The sequence below is a fragment of the Brucella sp. 22210 genome (assembly GCF_052045675.1).
Classification (GTDB): domain Bacteria; phylum Pseudomonadota; class Alphaproteobacteria; order Rhizobiales; family Rhizobiaceae; genus Brucella.
Genome location: NZ_JBQEPD010000044.1, coordinates 1 through 16,532 on the forward strand (window position 1 = coordinate 1; position 16,532 = coordinate 16,532).

Here is a 16,532-nt window from a genome sequence, read left to right on the forward strand (position 1 = left end):
GCGGTGGCAACCAAGGCACCCTGCGATGCAAGCTTGCGCCACGCGAACAGCTGGTTAGGCGCAATGCCATGACGACGGGCGACCAGACTGACCGTCGCGCCCCCCTCGTAGGTTTCGTGGACAATCGCAAGCTTCTCCGCTGTACTCCAGCGTCGACGCCGCTCAGGGCCGGAAAGAATTTCCATCTTAATGCTATTACCAGTCATAATGTGAACAGTAGTCCTATCACTTATTTAAGTGGCAGAAACTGTCCGGGCAATTAGGGGGCTATTCCACTATTCTGTAATTAAGCGCCCGCATGGAGCAGGCACTTTTAATTGGGAGGATTGGTTTGTAAAGAATGAGGAGGAGGCTGCGTGCCAGCGTCGTCATCGGCTGTTCGAAACAGAAGAGAGCCAACGACCAAAAGTAAAACCACGCCGATGATCAAGGGAAGAAGTGTTTTCATTCGTCTTCAACGCGCTGTGCGTAAAGCCAGTGCTCCTTATCTAGGTCGTCCTTTTTCGAACGTTTAGGCCTCTTTTCGCGGCTTAAGCTTTTCAGACTCAGTATCCAGTGCGCGAGATGCCTTTTTATTGTTATTCGACGCCTGCTTGTCGACAGTATCCACCATGTCGTTCTCCTTTGAACAGATGCCTCTAACCGACAAGGGAGGCCGATGTTCCCGATGAAGGAAGTTATTTGCTTTCATTCCGGTTAAGAGCTGCAATGAGGCTCATCAATTGAGGTTCGTCAACCAACAGACCCACTTCCTCTGTAGAAAGCCATTTGCGCTGACGCTGCTCATATTCTGGCCATTGTGCCTTCTCACATTGAACATGCAAGGGATAAACCCTAACCTTTACTGGGATGAATACTCTCTTCAAGCGTTTCCAATAAAGATAGTGGCCGATTGTCGAACGAGCGACGTTTCCTTCAATTCCGGCTTCTTCCTGAGCTTCGATGCGCGCAACATCGGCCATACTTCTTTTTTTCATCGGCCAACCTTTCGGCAGGGTAAATCTGCGCGTCCCGCGCGATGTAACAAGCATGATCTTAAGGCTGCCATTTTCAAACCGATAAGGAAGTGCAGCGGCCTGCTCGATCTCCTTACCGGCCTTCGCCCGTCGAATTCGTTTCTTCCATTTTCGTTTGCCCATTGCTCCCTCCTCAGGGACCATCCGATGCATAACCGCAATCATTGCGTTCTGTTCCATTGAAACAAAAGCGTGGTTTCGCTGTTGGGAGCAACCATAGGATAGGGAGAAAATGACAATGCACGACACAACGCAAATGAATTGCATTAGTACCTGTCTCGAATGCTATCGCACCTGTACAGAGATGGCGTCGGACCATTGCCTCGAACGTGGAGGGCCGCATGTCGAACCAAAGCACTTCCGAACCATGCTGGCTTGCGCCGAGATTTGTGGAACTTCAGCGCAGATGACGATGCTTCAAAGTCCCTATCATTACCCGCTCTGCATGCTCTGTGCGCGGATATGTGAAGACTGCGCCGATAGTTGTCGTGATTTAGAGGGAATGGAGCCTGTGTTAAGGCATGCTGCGCCGTATCATGCCGCGAAATGGCAATTCATCATTCGGGATAAGGCGATGTTCTCAAAACGGCCCTTCTTGAGGTATCCAATGGATAGTGTCGGGATTCATTCCGAGAACCAATGCCACTGCGACGGCGCGCGCCTTCAACTCCGTGGTTAGAACTGCAGACCGAGACAGTACCCAGAAATAGTTGCGACTTGATCCGACCACGATTGCCCATTCATAATCTGCATCCAGATCGACAATATTGTAGCCGCCGTAGAACGGGCCGAAGAACGATACCTTCAGCGCACCCTCATCTGTAGCACCGACAAATCGCGCAGTGCCCGTTGCGCTTGTTATGCATCGCTTCCATGGGTCAAAGCCGCGATTGACGACGCGTACCGTTCCATTTGCATTCAATGAGTATTCCGCGGAGGTACGGGTCAGACCGCGTTCAAACCGGTTTTCGATACGTCCCAGTTCAAACCATTTTCCCAAGTAGCGCGAGATGTCAAATGGCTTGATTGGAATAACACCTTTTGGCACCTGCGGTGACGCGGCCCTTGCCAGAGCGATCCCCAGTGCCAACCCCGAAATGCCGAGTAGAAACTTGGCCGTTCTCATGTGTTGTCCTTCCTTGTCAGTGCATGCCTAACCTCATGCAAGAAAAATGGTTCCGCATTCAGGCATACACGATCAACCATTTCAGCGTATTGCGTTCGGCTTTGCTCAGTCGAGGGGCCACAAGCCGGTCTGAGGCGACTGCTTCAATTTCGGATGCGAGCTTGCCTTCAAGCCAATGTTCGATGACATTTGGATGAATATAGGCACTCCGACATACTGCACGCGTATTGCCAAGGGCTTGTGCAATTTTATCAATCACCTGATTGAGTGCTCGTTTCTTCGCGGCTTCGCTATCAGGAAGTTCCTTAGATTGAAATGCATCAAGCGCGCCGACGGTTGCAGCCCAAGTTCGGAAATGCTTGGATGTGAATTCGCTCTTCATGGCATCCTGCAAGTAATCATTGATATCCTGAGAGCTAACAGGGCGATAACGCCCCTCATCATTGACATACTGGAACAAGTGCTGTCCGGGCAGTTCTTGTATGGAGCGTACAATACGTGTAATTCGGCGATCGGACAGTTTCAGGTTCCAGTTTTGACCTGATTTACCCGTGAAAACGAGGCGCAGGCTGGCTCCTTCGTCTTTCACATGGCGGTTGCACAAAGTCGTGACACCAAAGCTCTTATTTGCTCGCGCGTAAGCGGAATTACCAACGCGCAACAACAACCGGTCCATCAACCAGATAATTGTCGCGACAACTTTTTCTCGGCAGAAAGAGCGTCGACGCATATCTGCATCAATCTTCTCGCGCAGGTGGCTCAAATTGCTGCCAAAATATTGCAAGCCCGAAAACTTGCTGTCGCCACGTCGTTTCATCCAGTCGGGATGATAGATAAATTGCTTTCTGTCACGCGCATCGCGGCCTGTTGCCTGTATATGCCCATATTCGCTCTGACATATCCAAATGTTCTTCCAGGCGGGTGGAATGGAAAGGGCTACAATGCGCGCTTTATCCGCCGCGCTAACAGCGCGTTTTTGGCTATCGACATAGCGAAAACCTTCGCCACAGCGAATACGCTTCAGCCCAGGTTCGGCGTCACTGGTATGAATCAGGCGTGAACGGACCGTTGATTTCTTCGCCAAAGTGATCCCCGATTTTTCTGTCGTGATTTCATCGGTGAGATAACACCCCAAATGAGTGGTGGGTTCCCGCATCAACATTTAAACCCGGAACCTTCCAGCCTTCAGCTGGTTATTCTTCACTAAAAAGAGGATAAGCCGGTGCCCCATGCATTCTGGAAAGGTTATTTAAAGTTATCGCTCGTCACCTGCGCGGTGGAAATAATGCCTGCGACCATTGAAAGCGAAAAAGTGCGCTTCCACACACTCAATGCAAAAACGGGCAACCGGGTGATCAGTCGCTATGTCGATTCAGTGACACATAAGCCCGTGCGCGACGAAGACGAAATTAAGGGTTTCGAGAAGGCCGAAGGAGACTATGTCCTCCTCGAGGACGACGAGCTCGAAGCCGTGGCTCTCGAAAGTACTCGCACTATCGATATCGAAAAATTCTTAGAGCGCGATAGCATCGGTTGGATTTGGTACGATAAACCCCATTATCTTTCACCATCTGACAAGGTCGGGCAGGAAGCCTTTGCGGTTATTCGGGAGGCAATGGACAAGAGCGGCGTCTATGGTCTGGCAAGGCTAGTCATGTATCGGCGTGAACGAGCTGTTCTTCTGGAGCCACGCGGACAAGGTATTGTGCTATGGACATTGCATTTCGGTGATGAAGTTCGAAAAGCCGACGATTACTTCGCAGGCATCAAGGCGGAGAAGCCCGACAAAAAGCTGTTCTCCATGGTTCGCACACTGATCAAGCGCAAAACGGAGGACTGGAAGCCGGGCTTGCTGAAGGATCCGGTTCAGAAGAACCTGCAGTCAATGATCGCCGCCAAGAAAAAGAAAATTAAAACGCCGACAAAACCCAAATCTGCAGCGACCGCCCCGGCGACCGGCGGCAATGTCATCAACATCATGGATGCTTTACGCAAAAGCCTTACCAACGAGAACAAGCAGCATTAGCTTCTCAGGATACAACCTTTTCGCACTATTTTGGTAAAGCCGTCGCCGCTTTGCGAAAGTCGTACCAAGGATCAAGCTTCGAAGCTGCTAGCCGCGTTGCTGTATTCATGATCGTGAAATGTGCTGGACCGATAGCGGGATTCAGTTCATTCCAGGCGAGTGGCATGGAAACGGCTGCTCCAGGGCGAGCACGTGGCGAGTAAGGTGCAACAGCCGTCATGCCTCGTTGATTGCGCAAATAATCAATGAGTATTTTGCCTTTGCGTTTGGCTTTGGAAATGGTCGAAACATAGCGATCAGGACTGTCTGCCGCCATCTCATCGGCAATCGACTTGGTAAAGGTTTTGAGGCTGTCCCAATTGGCTTTCGGCTTCAATGGCACGACGACGTGCAGTCCCTTTCCTCCGGATGTTTTTACAAATGTTGTCAGGCCGTGCTTCTCAAGCCGCTCTTTGGTTTCAAAGGCCCCGTCAATGACACGTTCCCAGGCAACCCCCTCCCCTGGATCAAGGTCCATGGTTAGCATATCCGGCAATTCCGAGTCCCTGAGGCTCGAACCCCAAGGATGGATTTCTAGCGAGGCAGCCTGAACCAAACCGATCAAACCGTCAAAATCCTTGATTGCGATGTAAGGCTCTTCATCCTTCTCCGAGGGGGCATCCACCTCAACAATATGCACGTTCAGACCCTTCCAGGCATGTTTCTGGAAGAAATGCTGGCCATCGATACCGGTCGGACAGCGCAGCAGAGCCAAAGGCCGATTGACAATATATGGTTCAATTCGTGACCAGACTTCGGCGTAGTAATCCACCAGCCCCTGTTTTGTTATGCCCTCCTCCGGCCAGTACACGCGATCCGGGTGAGTGAGCTTCACATCAGCTTCTTCGAGGGATGTCCTATACGGCTGAGATGGCATTGCACTTTTATCCAATGTGACCTCCTCGGCAGTCTTGTCGTCACGCAGTCCGCGGAAAGATGCATGGCGCAGTCTTCTGTCCGCAGTCCAGGCACGGAACTCGACTTCTGCAACCAATTGCGGCTTGACGAATATCGCACCGCGTTTTTCTTCAGCGGTCAGCTCTATTGCGAATGGGCTTTGTTCCTGACGTATCGACGTGAGCTTCGTGTAAAGATATTTGGCTAGCTTGACGGAAAAGCCAGTTCCCACACGCCCAACAGGAACAAGTCCTTTCTTCTCCTGAGCGCCCAACAGCAGAGAACCAATTGCGCGAGACGTTGAAGTTGAAGGCACAAATCCGGCAATTACAAACTCCTGCCGTCCTATGCATTTCGATTTGCGCCAGCCCTTGCTGCGCCCGGAAATAGAAGGAGCATCGCTCAATTTCGAGACGATGCCCTCCAGTCCGAGCCCACAAGCATTCTTCAATACAGCGTCACCATCGGCATCAAAGGCTTCGCTATAGCGCAGTGTTCTCGAGGTATGGGAAATGAGCTTTGCCAGCAGGGATTTGCGTTCGACGAGCGGCACTTGCCGCAAATCGCGGCCATCCTGATAAAGCAGATCAAAGATATAAAAGGCGAACCGGTCCGAACGTCCGTCACTCAGATCGCTTTGCAGTGCCGAAAAGTCCGACAGCCCCGCCTTATTTTCCACGACAATCTCGCCATCAAATATGGCATTCTGGACCCCCGTAGCCAGAAGATCGTTGACTATCGAACGGCCAAATTTCTTTGTCCAATCCAGCCCGCTGCGTGAATAGAGCACGACTTTACCATCAGCGACATGCGCCTGAATGCGATAACCATCAAACTTGATTTCGTGAATCCAGCGGCTTCCTCCGGGCGCAGCTGATACCAATGTCGCCAATTGAGGTTCTATGAATGGCGGCATCGCAGCTTTCTTTGCGAGCCTCGACAAGAGCACGGCATTGCCGTCCTTCGCTGTGCGGCTTTTACTCAGCGGTCCGGTTTTGGACGACCAGCCCGGCGCTTCATGTTCCACATCGGCGATAACTCGGCCAGTTTTCACCGATTGCGGTTTCTCCTCAAGAATATCGGGGGCGTCAGCCTCTCGTGAAAACTCGTCCTCGCCCTTTATGAGTAGCCAGTTTTCTCGTTTTTCGCCCGGTTTTCTATGCATTCGAACCAGATGCCAGCGACCCTTCAATTTATCGCCACTCAGTTCGAATTCGAGATGCCCCTTCTTATAATTTTTGTGAGCATCGCCAACCGAGGTCCATTGTCCGCTATCCCAGACAATGACCGTCCCACCGCCGTACTCCCCCTTCGGGATCGTACCTTCAAAACCGGCATATTCAAGCGGGTGATCTTCCACATGGACGGCCAAACGTTTCTCGCCCGGGACCAGACTTGGACCTCGTGTGACCGCCCAGCTTTTCAACACTCCGTCCATTTCCAGCCTGAAATCATAATGCAGCCGACGCGCATCGTGTTTTTGCACCACAAATAAATTGCCCCTGCTTCGCATGGCTTTGCCGCGCGGCTCCTTCGTCAGGCTGAAGTCACGTTTCTTATGATAGGTTTCGAGCGGCTGTCCCATTATCCAGCCTTTCGGGGTTTCGCTTTGGTTGTTCCCGATTTTGCCGGTTGCTTTTGTTGAGAACTCAAGGCTGCACTCTTGCGTAGGGCTTCCTTCAAATCAATCACGTCGGCCGCCTTCGGAGCTTCAGGCTTTCTGAGCGGTTTTCCTTCAATCTTTGCCTTAATCAAGTCGGCTAGTGCTGCATCATAGCGGTCGTCAAACCTTGACGGATCGAAGCGACCCATCTTGGTGCCGATAATATGCTTGGCCAGATCGAGCATTTCCTGATCGAACTTGAATGCTTCCAGATCTCCGAAAGCCTCTTTTATCGGTCGAACTTCGTAATCAAAGTTCAACGTCGATGCGATCATGCCCTCGTCCTCCGCGCGAATGAGAATTTTACGCGCACGGCGAAAGAGTACCGCCTCAGCGACTGCCGCCACGTTTGCAGCTTTCATTCCATCACGGAGAAGCAAGAACACCTCGTCCTCATCAGTGGGCGTCAGATAATAAGGTCGATCGAGATAAACATCGTCGATTTCACTGCATTTGACGAAATGCGTGATATTGAGTGTCTTATTGCTTTCAGGAATTGCAGACTGGATTTCTTCATCATTGAAAATGACATATTTGCCGGACGAAACTTCATATCCCTTCATCTGCTCCTCTCGGGGAACAGGTTTACCCGTATCGCTATCGACAAATTCACGACTGAGACGATTACCCGTCTTGCGATTGATGAGATGAAAAGAAACCCGCTCTGATGTCGATACAGCCGTATAAAGGCCGACCGGCATCAAAAGCTGATCGACTTTCAACAGACCTTTCCAGTTTGCGCGCGGAGCCATAGCTGCCTCGCTCCTGTGACGAATTGAACCTGATTGGATAAACTCACGCGAACTACTGGTTGTTCCCGACGATTTAGTCAGAAATGCTGCTTTGACATTTCTATCAGCCGCTTTAACTTTCCGCCTTGAATTTCCTCGCCTCTGCAAGAAGTTTCGGTCGGTCCCGGTGACCAAAGCGATCAATCAAATCGCGCGCCTGCAAAGGCGACAGGTCCGAATTCTCGGCCAGAAACTTGATATCCTCATCTTCTGTGAGAGGAGCGTGCTTATCGGGTTGGCTAGCCATGATGGTTCTTCCTTCCGTTAACGCTTTTAGGGCATCCACGGCTGACCGCCTTTAGTGCCGCTTCTGTTGGGAGAACATCGCCATGATGATCGTTCAACAGATGACATAACTGTAGACCACGGAGACGTTCAGCCGGTGCTCGGTTTACTTTTTTGAGTTCGTAGACATCTTATCAAGACGAGCACTATGGCAAGCTTTGCATTGTGCAGTCATTGCTATCAATCTGATATTTCCAACGATCTCACAGCACAATTGTTCCGGCACCGTCCTAGTCTTCTTCGTAGAGGACGTTCTGCCTAAACCCAGAATTACTCGTCGAATTGCCCGCATTGTCAGTGACAATTGTTAGAAACGGAACCGATGAGTGAGCAAGTCAGTTCTATCTGAACGCTGAGCCTCGAGCGGCGTTGGGCGGCAGACAAAGGTACGTTCTTCAGTTGTAGAGGAATTATCATGGAAAAGTTCTTCACTCATCTTTCCCAAGCCATCGCTGAAATTGCAGGGACATCCTATGCCTTCGGCTGTGCCTTGGGCTTCATCGTCGTTTGGGCCGTTTCTGGCCCGCTTTTTGGCTTTTCCGATACCTGGCAACTGGTCATCAACACCGCCACCACGATCATTACTTTCCTGATGGTGTTTCTGATCCAGAACTCGCAAAATCGCGATTCCACCGCTGTGGAAGCAAAGCTGGACGAGGTACTTAGATCTGTAAAGGGTGCGCGCTCACGGCTTATCGGGATTGAACACCTTACGGAAAGCGAAGTCGAAGCCATCCGAGCAGCCATCGAGGACGAAAACGGCAATAAATCTACCACTACGAATGTAGAAGAATTGCTTCGCGCTGCGACCAGAAGGGCAAAACAGCACGGTGCGAAATACTGATCGCACTAAAAAGCTGCGGCACCCCGCCTATGCTTCGCCGATGTCAGCTCTATCCTGATCGTCTCTAAATGCCCATATCATTGGCTGGCCAGGACTGTTTGGTTCCGGTGAAGGTTGCCCCGGATTCGGAAGAGGAGGTATCGCTCGGGCTCATACGGACTAGCTGATTCGCTATCGGGTATTGATTCCGGTGGTGGTTTCGTTTGCTGTTCCGGCTCAGCAGTTGGGAGTTTTGTAGGATCTCCTGACATCGGCAGGAGAACGGCATCATTTGAGGTTGGCCACGTAGTTTCGACATCAAATTGCAGCACGTCCATTGAGCAATCCTTTCTCATCTCTAAGAAAACCGAACATTTCATCCGGGTGATTGTTCCTCATTGAGTCTGATATCTGTCCGGCATAACGACTGTATGTGCGGACTTACGGGCGCAACAGAATTACAGACGTCCTTGAATATCAGAGGGTCTTTGCCAAATTTATCGTAGAATAGATTTGGAGGAGATCATTCATGCCCGATCATGATGCCGCAACTCGAAAAGACGACCTTCGAACAGGCATTCCCTTCTGGATAAAAACACCCAATTCCACCGTTCAAGCAGAAACCCATCTTCCTCGTAGGGCTTTTGACGTAATAGTCGTCGGAGCAGGTATCTCCGGAGCACTGACGGCAGAAGCGTTGACGCGCAGGGGAAAAAGCGTTCTGATTGTTGATCGGCGTCCTCCGGCACGCGGCTCGACATCAGCGTCGACAGCAATGATCCAACATGAGATCGACGTCCCCCTGAGCCGACTAAGCCGGAAAATTGGTGAGAACGAAGCTAATGCTGCCTGGTTACGGTCAGCGCAGGCCGTCCGCGACCTGATTGATTTGTCCGGCGTACTCGGGCTCAATTGCCAAATGCGTGCAAAGTCAGCGCTTTACCTTGCTGGCGATGAGATGGGAGAGAAAGCGCTTGCCAATGAGGCCGCTGCGCGCAACAAAATTGGTATCAGCGCCAGTTATCTCAGTCACAAAGTCCTCGTAGAGCGTTTTGGATTGAACCGCCCCGCAGCAATTTTGTCGAACATTTCTGCATCAGCTAATCCCGCGCAACTTACCGCAGGGTTGTTGCACACGGTTCTAACCCGCAATGCCCAGATCGTTTCGCCCGTCGAGATTACGGATATGGCAGAGTTGCCTTCAGGCGTAGCCTTGGCAACTCGTCGAGGCGAAGTTCTGGTTGCTGAACATGCAGTATTTTGCACCGGCTACGAATATCTGCCTCAAATGGAGGCGAAATCGCACAGTATCACATCGACCTGGGCGTTGGCTTCAAAGCCCTTGCGAAACGCGCCACCTTGGTTACGAGATATGCTCGTCTGGGAAGCTGCAGATCCCTATCTTTATCTCAGAACCGATGAGTTTGGACGTATTATCGCCGGTGGCGAAGACGAACAGGCACAAAATAGCAATGAGGATTCGAAGAAACTCGCAGATAAAGCGGCAATCATCATTCGTAAGTTGGAAGACCTCATCGGAGTGACGATTGATAAGCCCGACTATGTCTGGTCAGCTCCATTCGGTGTCACCAAGGATGGCCTGCCGATCATCGACCGTGTTCCCGGATACAAGCGCATTTTTACCGCTCTGGGCTTCGGCGGCAACGGAATTACCTTCGCAATGATTGCAGCCCAAAATATCACAGCCGCCATATCGGGCGAGCCAGTTCCTGATGCAGAGCTTTTCCGATATCGCTGAACCATAAATCAAGCGATGATACAGACTACGAGCCATTCACATCTGGACCGATGGAAATTGAAGCCGGTTGCGCCTTACGTGTTGATTTGCTTGATTGTCCGCCAAGGATGGCCATGGAAGCACACCCTATTCGGGTAGCGCTTTTGGAAGTGAAATTGATATTTTGAGGGTATTCTCCACCCACAATCGATCAAAGTCTGCGTTCAAGGCCGACACCAGTGCCCTTTCCAGTCTTGTACCGAACCCCTCGCTGGGTTGGTCATCATGATACTCATTACCTGTTTCAAGCCAATAAATGAAAATAGTGCCAGACGACTCTTGAATATCTATGGAAAGCTCGCGTTCAGAACTCGCTAATGCACCGTGCTTGGCAGCATTCGTTGTCAGCTCATGCAAAAGCAGCGAGAGATTTGTCAGCGACTTTCCTGTGACGGCAGGATCATGGCCCGTGATATGAAAATTGTTTTCACCATAAGGCTCTAGAATAGTATGTAACAAGTTCTGCAACGGGACCGACGAGATCGTAACATCGGCATCATCCCATGTCGGCATCGTCAGTTCATGCGCCCTGGCAAGTGCGGCCAATCTCGCCTGAACCACCTCGCGAAACTCATCAACCTGCGTAGCCGATCTTGCGCTCAATGAGACGATTCCGTTTGCCAGAGCGAACAAATTTTTCACGCGATGACGCATTTCACTCATATGGAGCTTTTGTTGGCTTTGAGCCTCCAAGCGCTCGCTGATGTCGCGTGCAATTTTTGATGCACCAATAATAACGCCGTTTGTGTTTCGAATAGGTGAAATCGTCAATGAAATATCGATTGGCGTACCATCTCTTCGCTTCCGAACTGTTTCGAAATGATCGACTCGGTTTCCCTTTCGAATTTCGCTTAAAATAGCTGGTTCTTCATCAAGCCGATCTTCTGGTATCAAGATCGTGACCGGCTTTCCGATGACTTCCTCGGCATGATAACCGAATAGGCGCTCGGCACCTCTATTCCAACTTCTAATAATGCCATTCAGATCCTTGCTAACGATGGCGTCGTCTGAACCGTCAACAATTGCAGCGAGCCAATCCCGTGGATCGAGATCGGTTTCGCCGAGTTGTGGTTGCGAAGCAGGTGTTACCGACGACAAAATGCGATGTTTGGCGTAAGCCGAACCAAGTCGATCAGAGCCAATTTGGTCTTTATCTTTTTCCATCGTAGGCCGCCCATTCTAAAATCATCAAAGAATATTAATTGTTCAGAACACGATATCAATTCCTTAGATCCACGTAATGCGTGAAGTGCTTTCCCTTATTCAATTTCTGGAAAATCGCCTGCCATTCCTGTTCTTCGCCTAACAATGTGATGAACTGTTCACTGCTAAAAATCACCATATCGAGTGACGAGCACGATGATATGCTTTCATCGGTCTATAGCGGTACATTAAAGGACCAATCATTGACCGTCACTACGAGCTGTTTTCTATTTTCAGCTGCAATAGAGCGTCCGGGCCAATCCGCAGTCGAAATCGTGCTTTCGTCTGGTTTGCGACCACGGGGGTATCAAACGCACTAATTGCAAGTCAAAATTCTTAGAGGCTACTTTTTTGTCGTGGTGCTCTGGAGGTTGATCTGGAGGGAGCTCTGTTAACTGCCCCACGAGCTCCATTAATCACTCGTCGGCTCTTACCTGCGCGTGGGAGATCAGACCGAAGATAAACGTGCCCCCCACTACGTTTCCAACTAGTGTTGGTAACCCAAAGTGGAAAATGCCAGATAGTACGGATGCTTCACCGATGATTATCAAAAATATTACCTCTATTGCTCCCACAATTATATGAGTAAAGTCACCGATAGCTATAAGGTAAGTTACAATAAAGATTAAAATAAATTGAAACTGCTTGGCGCTATGGAGCATCCATACCAGAGTGGCTATTAGCCAGCCAGATAATATGCCTTTGGCGAACATCTGCATGGGGGTGTTCGCCATCAAGTGGTGTCCCATAGAAATGAAAGATTCAACTACGCGCTCGGGGAATATAGGTAGCGTAGCAAAAACAGCAGCGGCAAGAGTACCACCAATTAGATTTCCAATAAGAACAATGGTCCACAGTCTGACAAGCTTGAGAAGATTTTTGACTGTAGGCGATGACATAAAGGGAAGTACCGGAGTTATGGTGTTCTCTGTAAAAAGCTGCTGGTTGGCAAAAATAACAAGTATAAATCCAACCGTATATCCAGCAGAACTCAAGAGAAATGCCACATCCGTGTCGGGAAGATAGGCTTCTAATATGCCTCTCGTCATCATGGACGTGCTCATCGTGATGCCGCCGGCAATGGCCGACCACAACAGTGCCATAGCTTCGCGACTCATCTCCTTCTCACCGTCGCGCCGTATTAATTCGTGGATGGCCGCTGATTTTGAAGGCAGAGCTTCTTCGAGTTTATCTTCTGTACGAGATTCAGCCGTCACCACGAACTCCTTTTGATCAATACGAAATTGAAACCCGTATTAATGAGGCGCCGCCAGAAAAGTGCGGGCAGNCGCCCGCACCGAAATGCCTTTAACGGCGACCGGACGATCCGGTGCGCCCCATGAGCAGTCCGATCAGGATGCCGACGATGCCGACAGCAGCAAAAGCCGTTGTTGTTGCCCCCGGATTGTCACGCGCGACCTGCAAGACGCGTTCACCGTGCTGACGTGCACCCGATACGACGTCCTCGACTACCGAGCTTGCTGTATTCAGCGCGTTGTCAGTCTTGTCGGTCGCAGAACCCAGGCGATCGGCCAACTGAGCGGAAAGTCCGCTTAACTGACTGCGCAATTCACTGATCTGGTCCGTGATGGTGTCTTCCGGCTCTTTTGCCATTGGGGATTCTCCTTAGTCGCAAATCATTAATTGTCAGTTCGCTGCGTGACGGACATTTCTGCCAGCGTGCTGCGTTGCATCCACTGTGTTGGCGGCATCCCGCCCAACCCCACGGATGGTGTTCGCGCAGCCTGCGACAGTACCAATGATAAGCGCTACAGTGACGAAGCGTGCTACAAAGCGAATGTTCATATGCGATTTCCCTTTTGTTATTTAGGTTGAAAATTTTCGGTTTACCGAGCGGCTAGCGGCGATAGGCTAATCCGCCCCAGACTCGACCTTCGTCGCGATGTCGGCCTCCGTGTACTGCTCCGATATACGCTGCCACAGCTGCGACAAGCGCCGAAGCCGCTAAGAGGAAAGCCGTCAGTATTCCTGCCACACGGGTATTTTCTGCCAGTTCCGCAGCTTTATTTTTCGCAACTTCGGCAATCCGCTCGGCTTCAGCCTTTGCGTCATCTATTGCTTTTTGCGCTTCGGCCAGCTTCTGTTCTGCATCTGCACGTATGTTTTTGACCTGTTCGATGGTTTGATCCACTCGAGTTTGGACCTCAGATTGTTCGATCCCGGTTTGCGCTGCGAGCCTATTTACGATCCAGGTCCGATCCGCATCTGAAATTTCCCCAGTACGAACGAGATTTGAAAGAATAGTCGTAACCTGGCGCTTGAAATCAGCGCTATTATCGCCATTAGGTCGGCTCTCTGAGCGCGTCAGGGTATCCACGAAATAGTCTATAGGATTGTTAGCAATTCCGTTCGGAAGCATCTTTTCAAGTGAAGGAGATGCCGCCTGCCCCGCGCCTTGTGCGGCACCACCCACGGCCGAGCCGGCTCCCGATACAATACCCCCAACCAACTGTCCGGCGCCTTGTGCTGCGCCGCCCACAGCTGATCCAGTCGCTTCCACCGCAGTTTGCGCAGCACTACCCACTACCTTTGCGCCATTGGAAACGGCTCCAAATGCGAGTATACCCGAAATCAGTACACCAATACCCCAGACAACCAGGCCATTCAGGCCATCACGGATGGTTCTTTCATCTTTGGTTGATGCCTCGACGGGGCGACGCAAGCGGCCGGATATATAACCGCCCAACATATTAGAAGCTACGGCAGATATAACGACAAACAATGCAGTAACAATCAGCCAAACCAGACTGAATTCGCCGTCATCAAGTGAGATTGATCCAAGCCCCAGACCGCCAGCGAATGCTGTCAATACAATCATCACGCCTGAGGAGATCGTCACTCCCGCCAGGATCGCGGGCCAGTCGACGTAACCACGATCTGCAGTTTCCGATACGAGCTGCTGTCCGGACATTAGCGTAACCCCAGAAATGATAGAATAAACAGGACAATTACAACAAGTCCGACCAAGTATATTATGGAGTTCATGCGATTTCTCTCCGCGATCAATTCAACGCCAAACCTAAAGCCATCACCGCGAATGCAGGCGATAGCGCGAAATCTTAAACTACTCGGAAAAGATTTTGTTCCGCAGCATCCGAAAAATATCTGCAAAAGTTGTGACTATACAAGCATAGCGAATTATTATTATCTAGTTTGCCATACTAGTAAATAAAAAGATTTAATTATATTGTAGTTTAATACAAATTATTTGCGTGAAAAGAAATTAAATATATTATAATTTATATACCATGGTCAATTATTCGCGTGAAATCCATTTAGTTCGATTTAATTTCTTATAATACTCGAGCAATCAGCGATAGGCGACGATAAGGGGTGGTCCCACGCAAACCAAAGCGCTCGTTAGAGTAACCGATTGATGATCGAATGATGTTGTTCATAATTCACTGCGGAAAAGCTAGCGAGGTGATATTCACGAAATGATGTTCTTACGCTTTGCTGGTTCGTATCCTGCCAGACACACGAAGCTTCAAATCACAGTCACATAGGATTTCTGCTCTAATAGTGCGATCGCGGACGGTAACGCGTCTCAATCTCGATCGAGTGGTCATACGGATGCGATTGCACGCTTCACCTATCATGGCTCTGCCAGTTAATCGTGACGCTGCACTGAGCCCCAAGATTGGACCGCCGGGAATTAGAATTTTCCGGCTCTTATGCCAATGGCGGGCTGATGACGCCATCGGGATTATGCAAGGCAATCGGCACGTTATATCCGATTGCCGAGTGAGGACGATCCTCATTATAGTGTCGACGCCAATTCTCCAACTTTTCGCGCGCATCTTCAAGCGTTAAGAACCAGTGTGCGTTCAGGCACTCGGCGCGAAGCTTACTGTTGAAGGCTTCGATGAACCCGTTATCCCTCGGCTTTCCGGGTCGGGAGAAGTCCAGTGTGACCTTGTTGGCATAGGCCCACAGATCGAGGTCACGCGAAACAAACTCACTTCCATTATCAACCCTTATTGTCTTCGGATAGCCAGCACGACGACACACTTTCTCAAGTGTCTGAACGACATCCTCACCACGATAACTGAAGCGCGGATCGGTTGCCGGCGAGTAGCGTGAATGCGTATCGACAATAGTCAGAATCCGGAGTTTCTTTCCTGTTGCCAGCTGATCATGCACAAAGTCCATCGCCCAAACATCATTCGGCCCGATCGCTTGTTGACGATCCTCACGCAGCTTGGCCTTGACACGACGTTTCGGATGTTTATTCCTGAGCTGAAGTCCTAACTCATTGTATATTCGACGTGTTTTCTTCATGTTGATGGTCCAGCCTTCGCGACGAAGCAGGACGTGTACGCGACGGTAACCCTATCGCACACGGGTTTCACAAATCTCTTTGATCCGCTTCTCAACAGCGGCCTGCACGGTGCGGCGGGACTTGTAATTGATAGTCGATCTTTCGAAGCTTAGTGCTGCACAAGCCCGTCGGATCGATATTCCCCAATCAACAAGCATTCCCGCCACCAGATCACGTTTCCGCGCAGGCCTTAAAGTTTTCGGCGGATCACATCCTGCAACATCTCCCGATCAAGCGTGAGGTCTGCAACAATCCTCTTCAGCCGCGTATTTTCCTCTTCCAAGGCGCGCAGCCGCCGTATCTCATCAGGCAGCAGACCTGCATACTTTTTCTTCCAGTTGAAATAAGTTGCCTGGCTGATCCCGCTCTTGCGACAGATTTCCGCTACCGGAACGCCGTCATCTCCCTGCTTGAGAATAAACACCTTCTGAGCGTCCGAAAACTTCGATGCTTTCATGCCTTCCACTCCTTCTCCCAGCCAGGAAAATAGCGCGGAAAACTCTCATTATAAACGGTCCAGTTT

At 50.4% G+C, this 16,532-nt stretch carries 15 protein-coding genes and 1 pseudogene; 3 read left to right on the forward strand and 13 right to left on the reverse strand.

The window, feature by feature from the left end:
• The 4 genes from ACTJKP_RS24030 to ACTJKP_RS24045 form a co-directional block, all read right to left on the reverse strand.
• A partial coding sequence (locus tag ACTJKP_RS24030) for a transposase (RefSeq protein ID WP_440631852.1) occupies window positions 1-206 on the reverse strand: 206 nt, incomplete at its 3' end.
• A gap of 471 nt (window positions 207-677) precedes the next feature.
• Entirely contained in the window at window positions 678-1,139 is a 462-nt protein-coding gene (locus ACTJKP_RS24035; protein ID WP_440632464.1) for an NUDIX hydrolase, read from the reverse strand.
• A 457-nt stretch (window positions 1,140-1,596) separates the two neighbouring features.
• Window positions 1,597-2,142: a lipocalin family protein gene (locus tag ACTJKP_RS24040; RefSeq protein WP_440632465.1), complete on the reverse strand. Its 546-nt coding sequence runs from the start codon at window positions 2,140-2,142 to the stop codon at window positions 1,597-1,599.
• 58 nt (window positions 2,143-2,200) lie between these two features.
• Window positions 2,201-3,304, reverse strand: coding sequence for a DNA topoisomerase IB (locus tag ACTJKP_RS24045; protein ID WP_440632466.1), 1,104 nt, complete (start codon window positions 3,302-3,304; stop codon window positions 2,201-2,203).
• A 60-nt stretch (window positions 3,305-3,364) separates the two neighbouring features.
• Here ACTJKP_RS24045 and ku (ACTJKP_RS24050) point away from each other — a divergent pair, with 60 nt between their 5' ends.
• Window positions 3,365-4,168: a non-homologous end joining protein Ku gene (ku, locus tag ACTJKP_RS24050; protein WP_280992273.1), complete on the forward strand. Its 804-nt coding sequence runs from the start codon at window positions 3,365-3,367 to the stop codon at window positions 4,166-4,168.
• Between the two features lie 25 nt (window positions 4,169-4,193).
• Here ku (ACTJKP_RS24050) and ligD read toward each other — a convergent pair whose 3' ends face one another.
• The 3 genes from ligD to ACTJKP_RS24065 all read right to left on the reverse strand — a co-directional run bounded on the left by ligD (window position 4,194) and on the right by ACTJKP_RS24065 (window position 7,844).
• Entirely contained in the window at window positions 4,194-6,689 is a 2,496-nt protein-coding gene (gene ligD, locus ACTJKP_RS24055; RefSeq protein ID WP_440632467.1) for a DNA ligase D, read from the reverse strand.
• Entirely contained in the window at window positions 6,689-7,519 is an 831-nt protein-coding gene (ku, locus tag ACTJKP_RS24060; protein ID WP_440632468.1) for a non-homologous end joining protein Ku, read from the reverse strand. Before ku (ACTJKP_RS24060) ends, ligD begins: the two co-directional genes overlap by 1 nt.
• Window positions 7,520-7,631: 112 nt before the next feature.
• Window positions 7,632-7,844, reverse strand: a complete 213-nt coding sequence (locus tag ACTJKP_RS24065; RefSeq protein WP_440632469.1) for a hypothetical protein — start codon at window positions 7,842-7,844, stop codon at window positions 7,632-7,634.
• A 414-nt stretch (window positions 7,845-8,258) separates the two neighbouring features.
• Between ACTJKP_RS24065 and ACTJKP_RS24070 the strand changes: the two genes are divergently transcribed.
• The gene (locus tag ACTJKP_RS24070; protein WP_280992277.1) at window positions 8,259-8,687 is read left to right on the forward strand and encodes a low affinity iron permease family protein; all 429 of its coding nucleotides are present in this window, start codon (window positions 8,259-8,261) and stop codon (window positions 8,685-8,687) included.
• Between the two features lie 508 nt (window positions 8,688-9,195).
• A complete protein-coding gene (locus ACTJKP_RS24075) occupies window positions 9,196-10,425 on the forward strand; it encodes an NAD(P)/FAD-dependent oxidoreductase (protein WP_440632470.1) in 1,230 nt (409 codons plus the stop codon).
• A 126-nt stretch (window positions 10,426-10,551) separates the two neighbouring features.
• Here ACTJKP_RS24075 and ACTJKP_RS24080 read toward each other — a convergent pair whose 3' ends face one another.
• The 6 genes and pseudogenes from ACTJKP_RS24080 to ACTJKP_RS24105 all read right to left on the reverse strand — a co-directional run bounded on the left by ACTJKP_RS24080 (window position 10,552) and on the right by ACTJKP_RS24105 (window position 16,466).
• Window positions 10,552-11,628, reverse strand: a complete 1,077-nt coding sequence (locus ACTJKP_RS24080) for a PAS domain S-box protein (RefSeq protein ID WP_440632471.1) — start codon at window positions 11,626-11,628, stop codon at window positions 10,552-10,554.
• 455 nt (window positions 11,629-12,083) lie between these two features.
• Complete coding sequence (locus ACTJKP_RS24085; RefSeq protein WP_440632472.1) at window positions 12,084-12,884, reverse strand: formate/nitrite transporter family protein; 801 nt, start codon at window positions 12,882-12,884, stop codon at window positions 12,084-12,086.
• A 91-nt stretch (window positions 12,885-12,975) separates the two neighbouring features.
• The gene (locus ACTJKP_RS24090) at window positions 12,976-13,281 is read right to left on the reverse strand and encodes a hypothetical protein (RefSeq protein WP_440632473.1); all 306 of its coding nucleotides are present in this window, start codon (window positions 13,279-13,281) and stop codon (window positions 12,976-12,978) included.
• Between the two features lie 33 nt (window positions 13,282-13,314).
• Entirely contained in the window at window positions 13,315-13,473 is a 159-nt protein-coding gene (locus tag ACTJKP_RS24095; RefSeq protein ID WP_440632474.1) for an entericidin, read from the reverse strand.
• A gap of 52 nt (window positions 13,474-13,525) precedes the next feature.
• Window positions 13,526-14,599 carry an ATP synthase F0 subunit B gene (locus tag ACTJKP_RS24100; protein WP_440632475.1) on the reverse strand — a complete coding sequence of 358 codons (1,074 nt, stop codon included), beginning with the start codon at window positions 14,597-14,599 and terminating at the stop codon, window positions 13,526-13,528.
• A gap of 761 nt (window positions 14,600-15,360) precedes the next feature.
• A pseudogene (locus ACTJKP_RS24105) lies at window positions 15,361-16,466 on the reverse strand (IS3 family transposase).
• Between the last annotated feature and the right edge of the window lie 66 nt (window positions 16,467-16,532).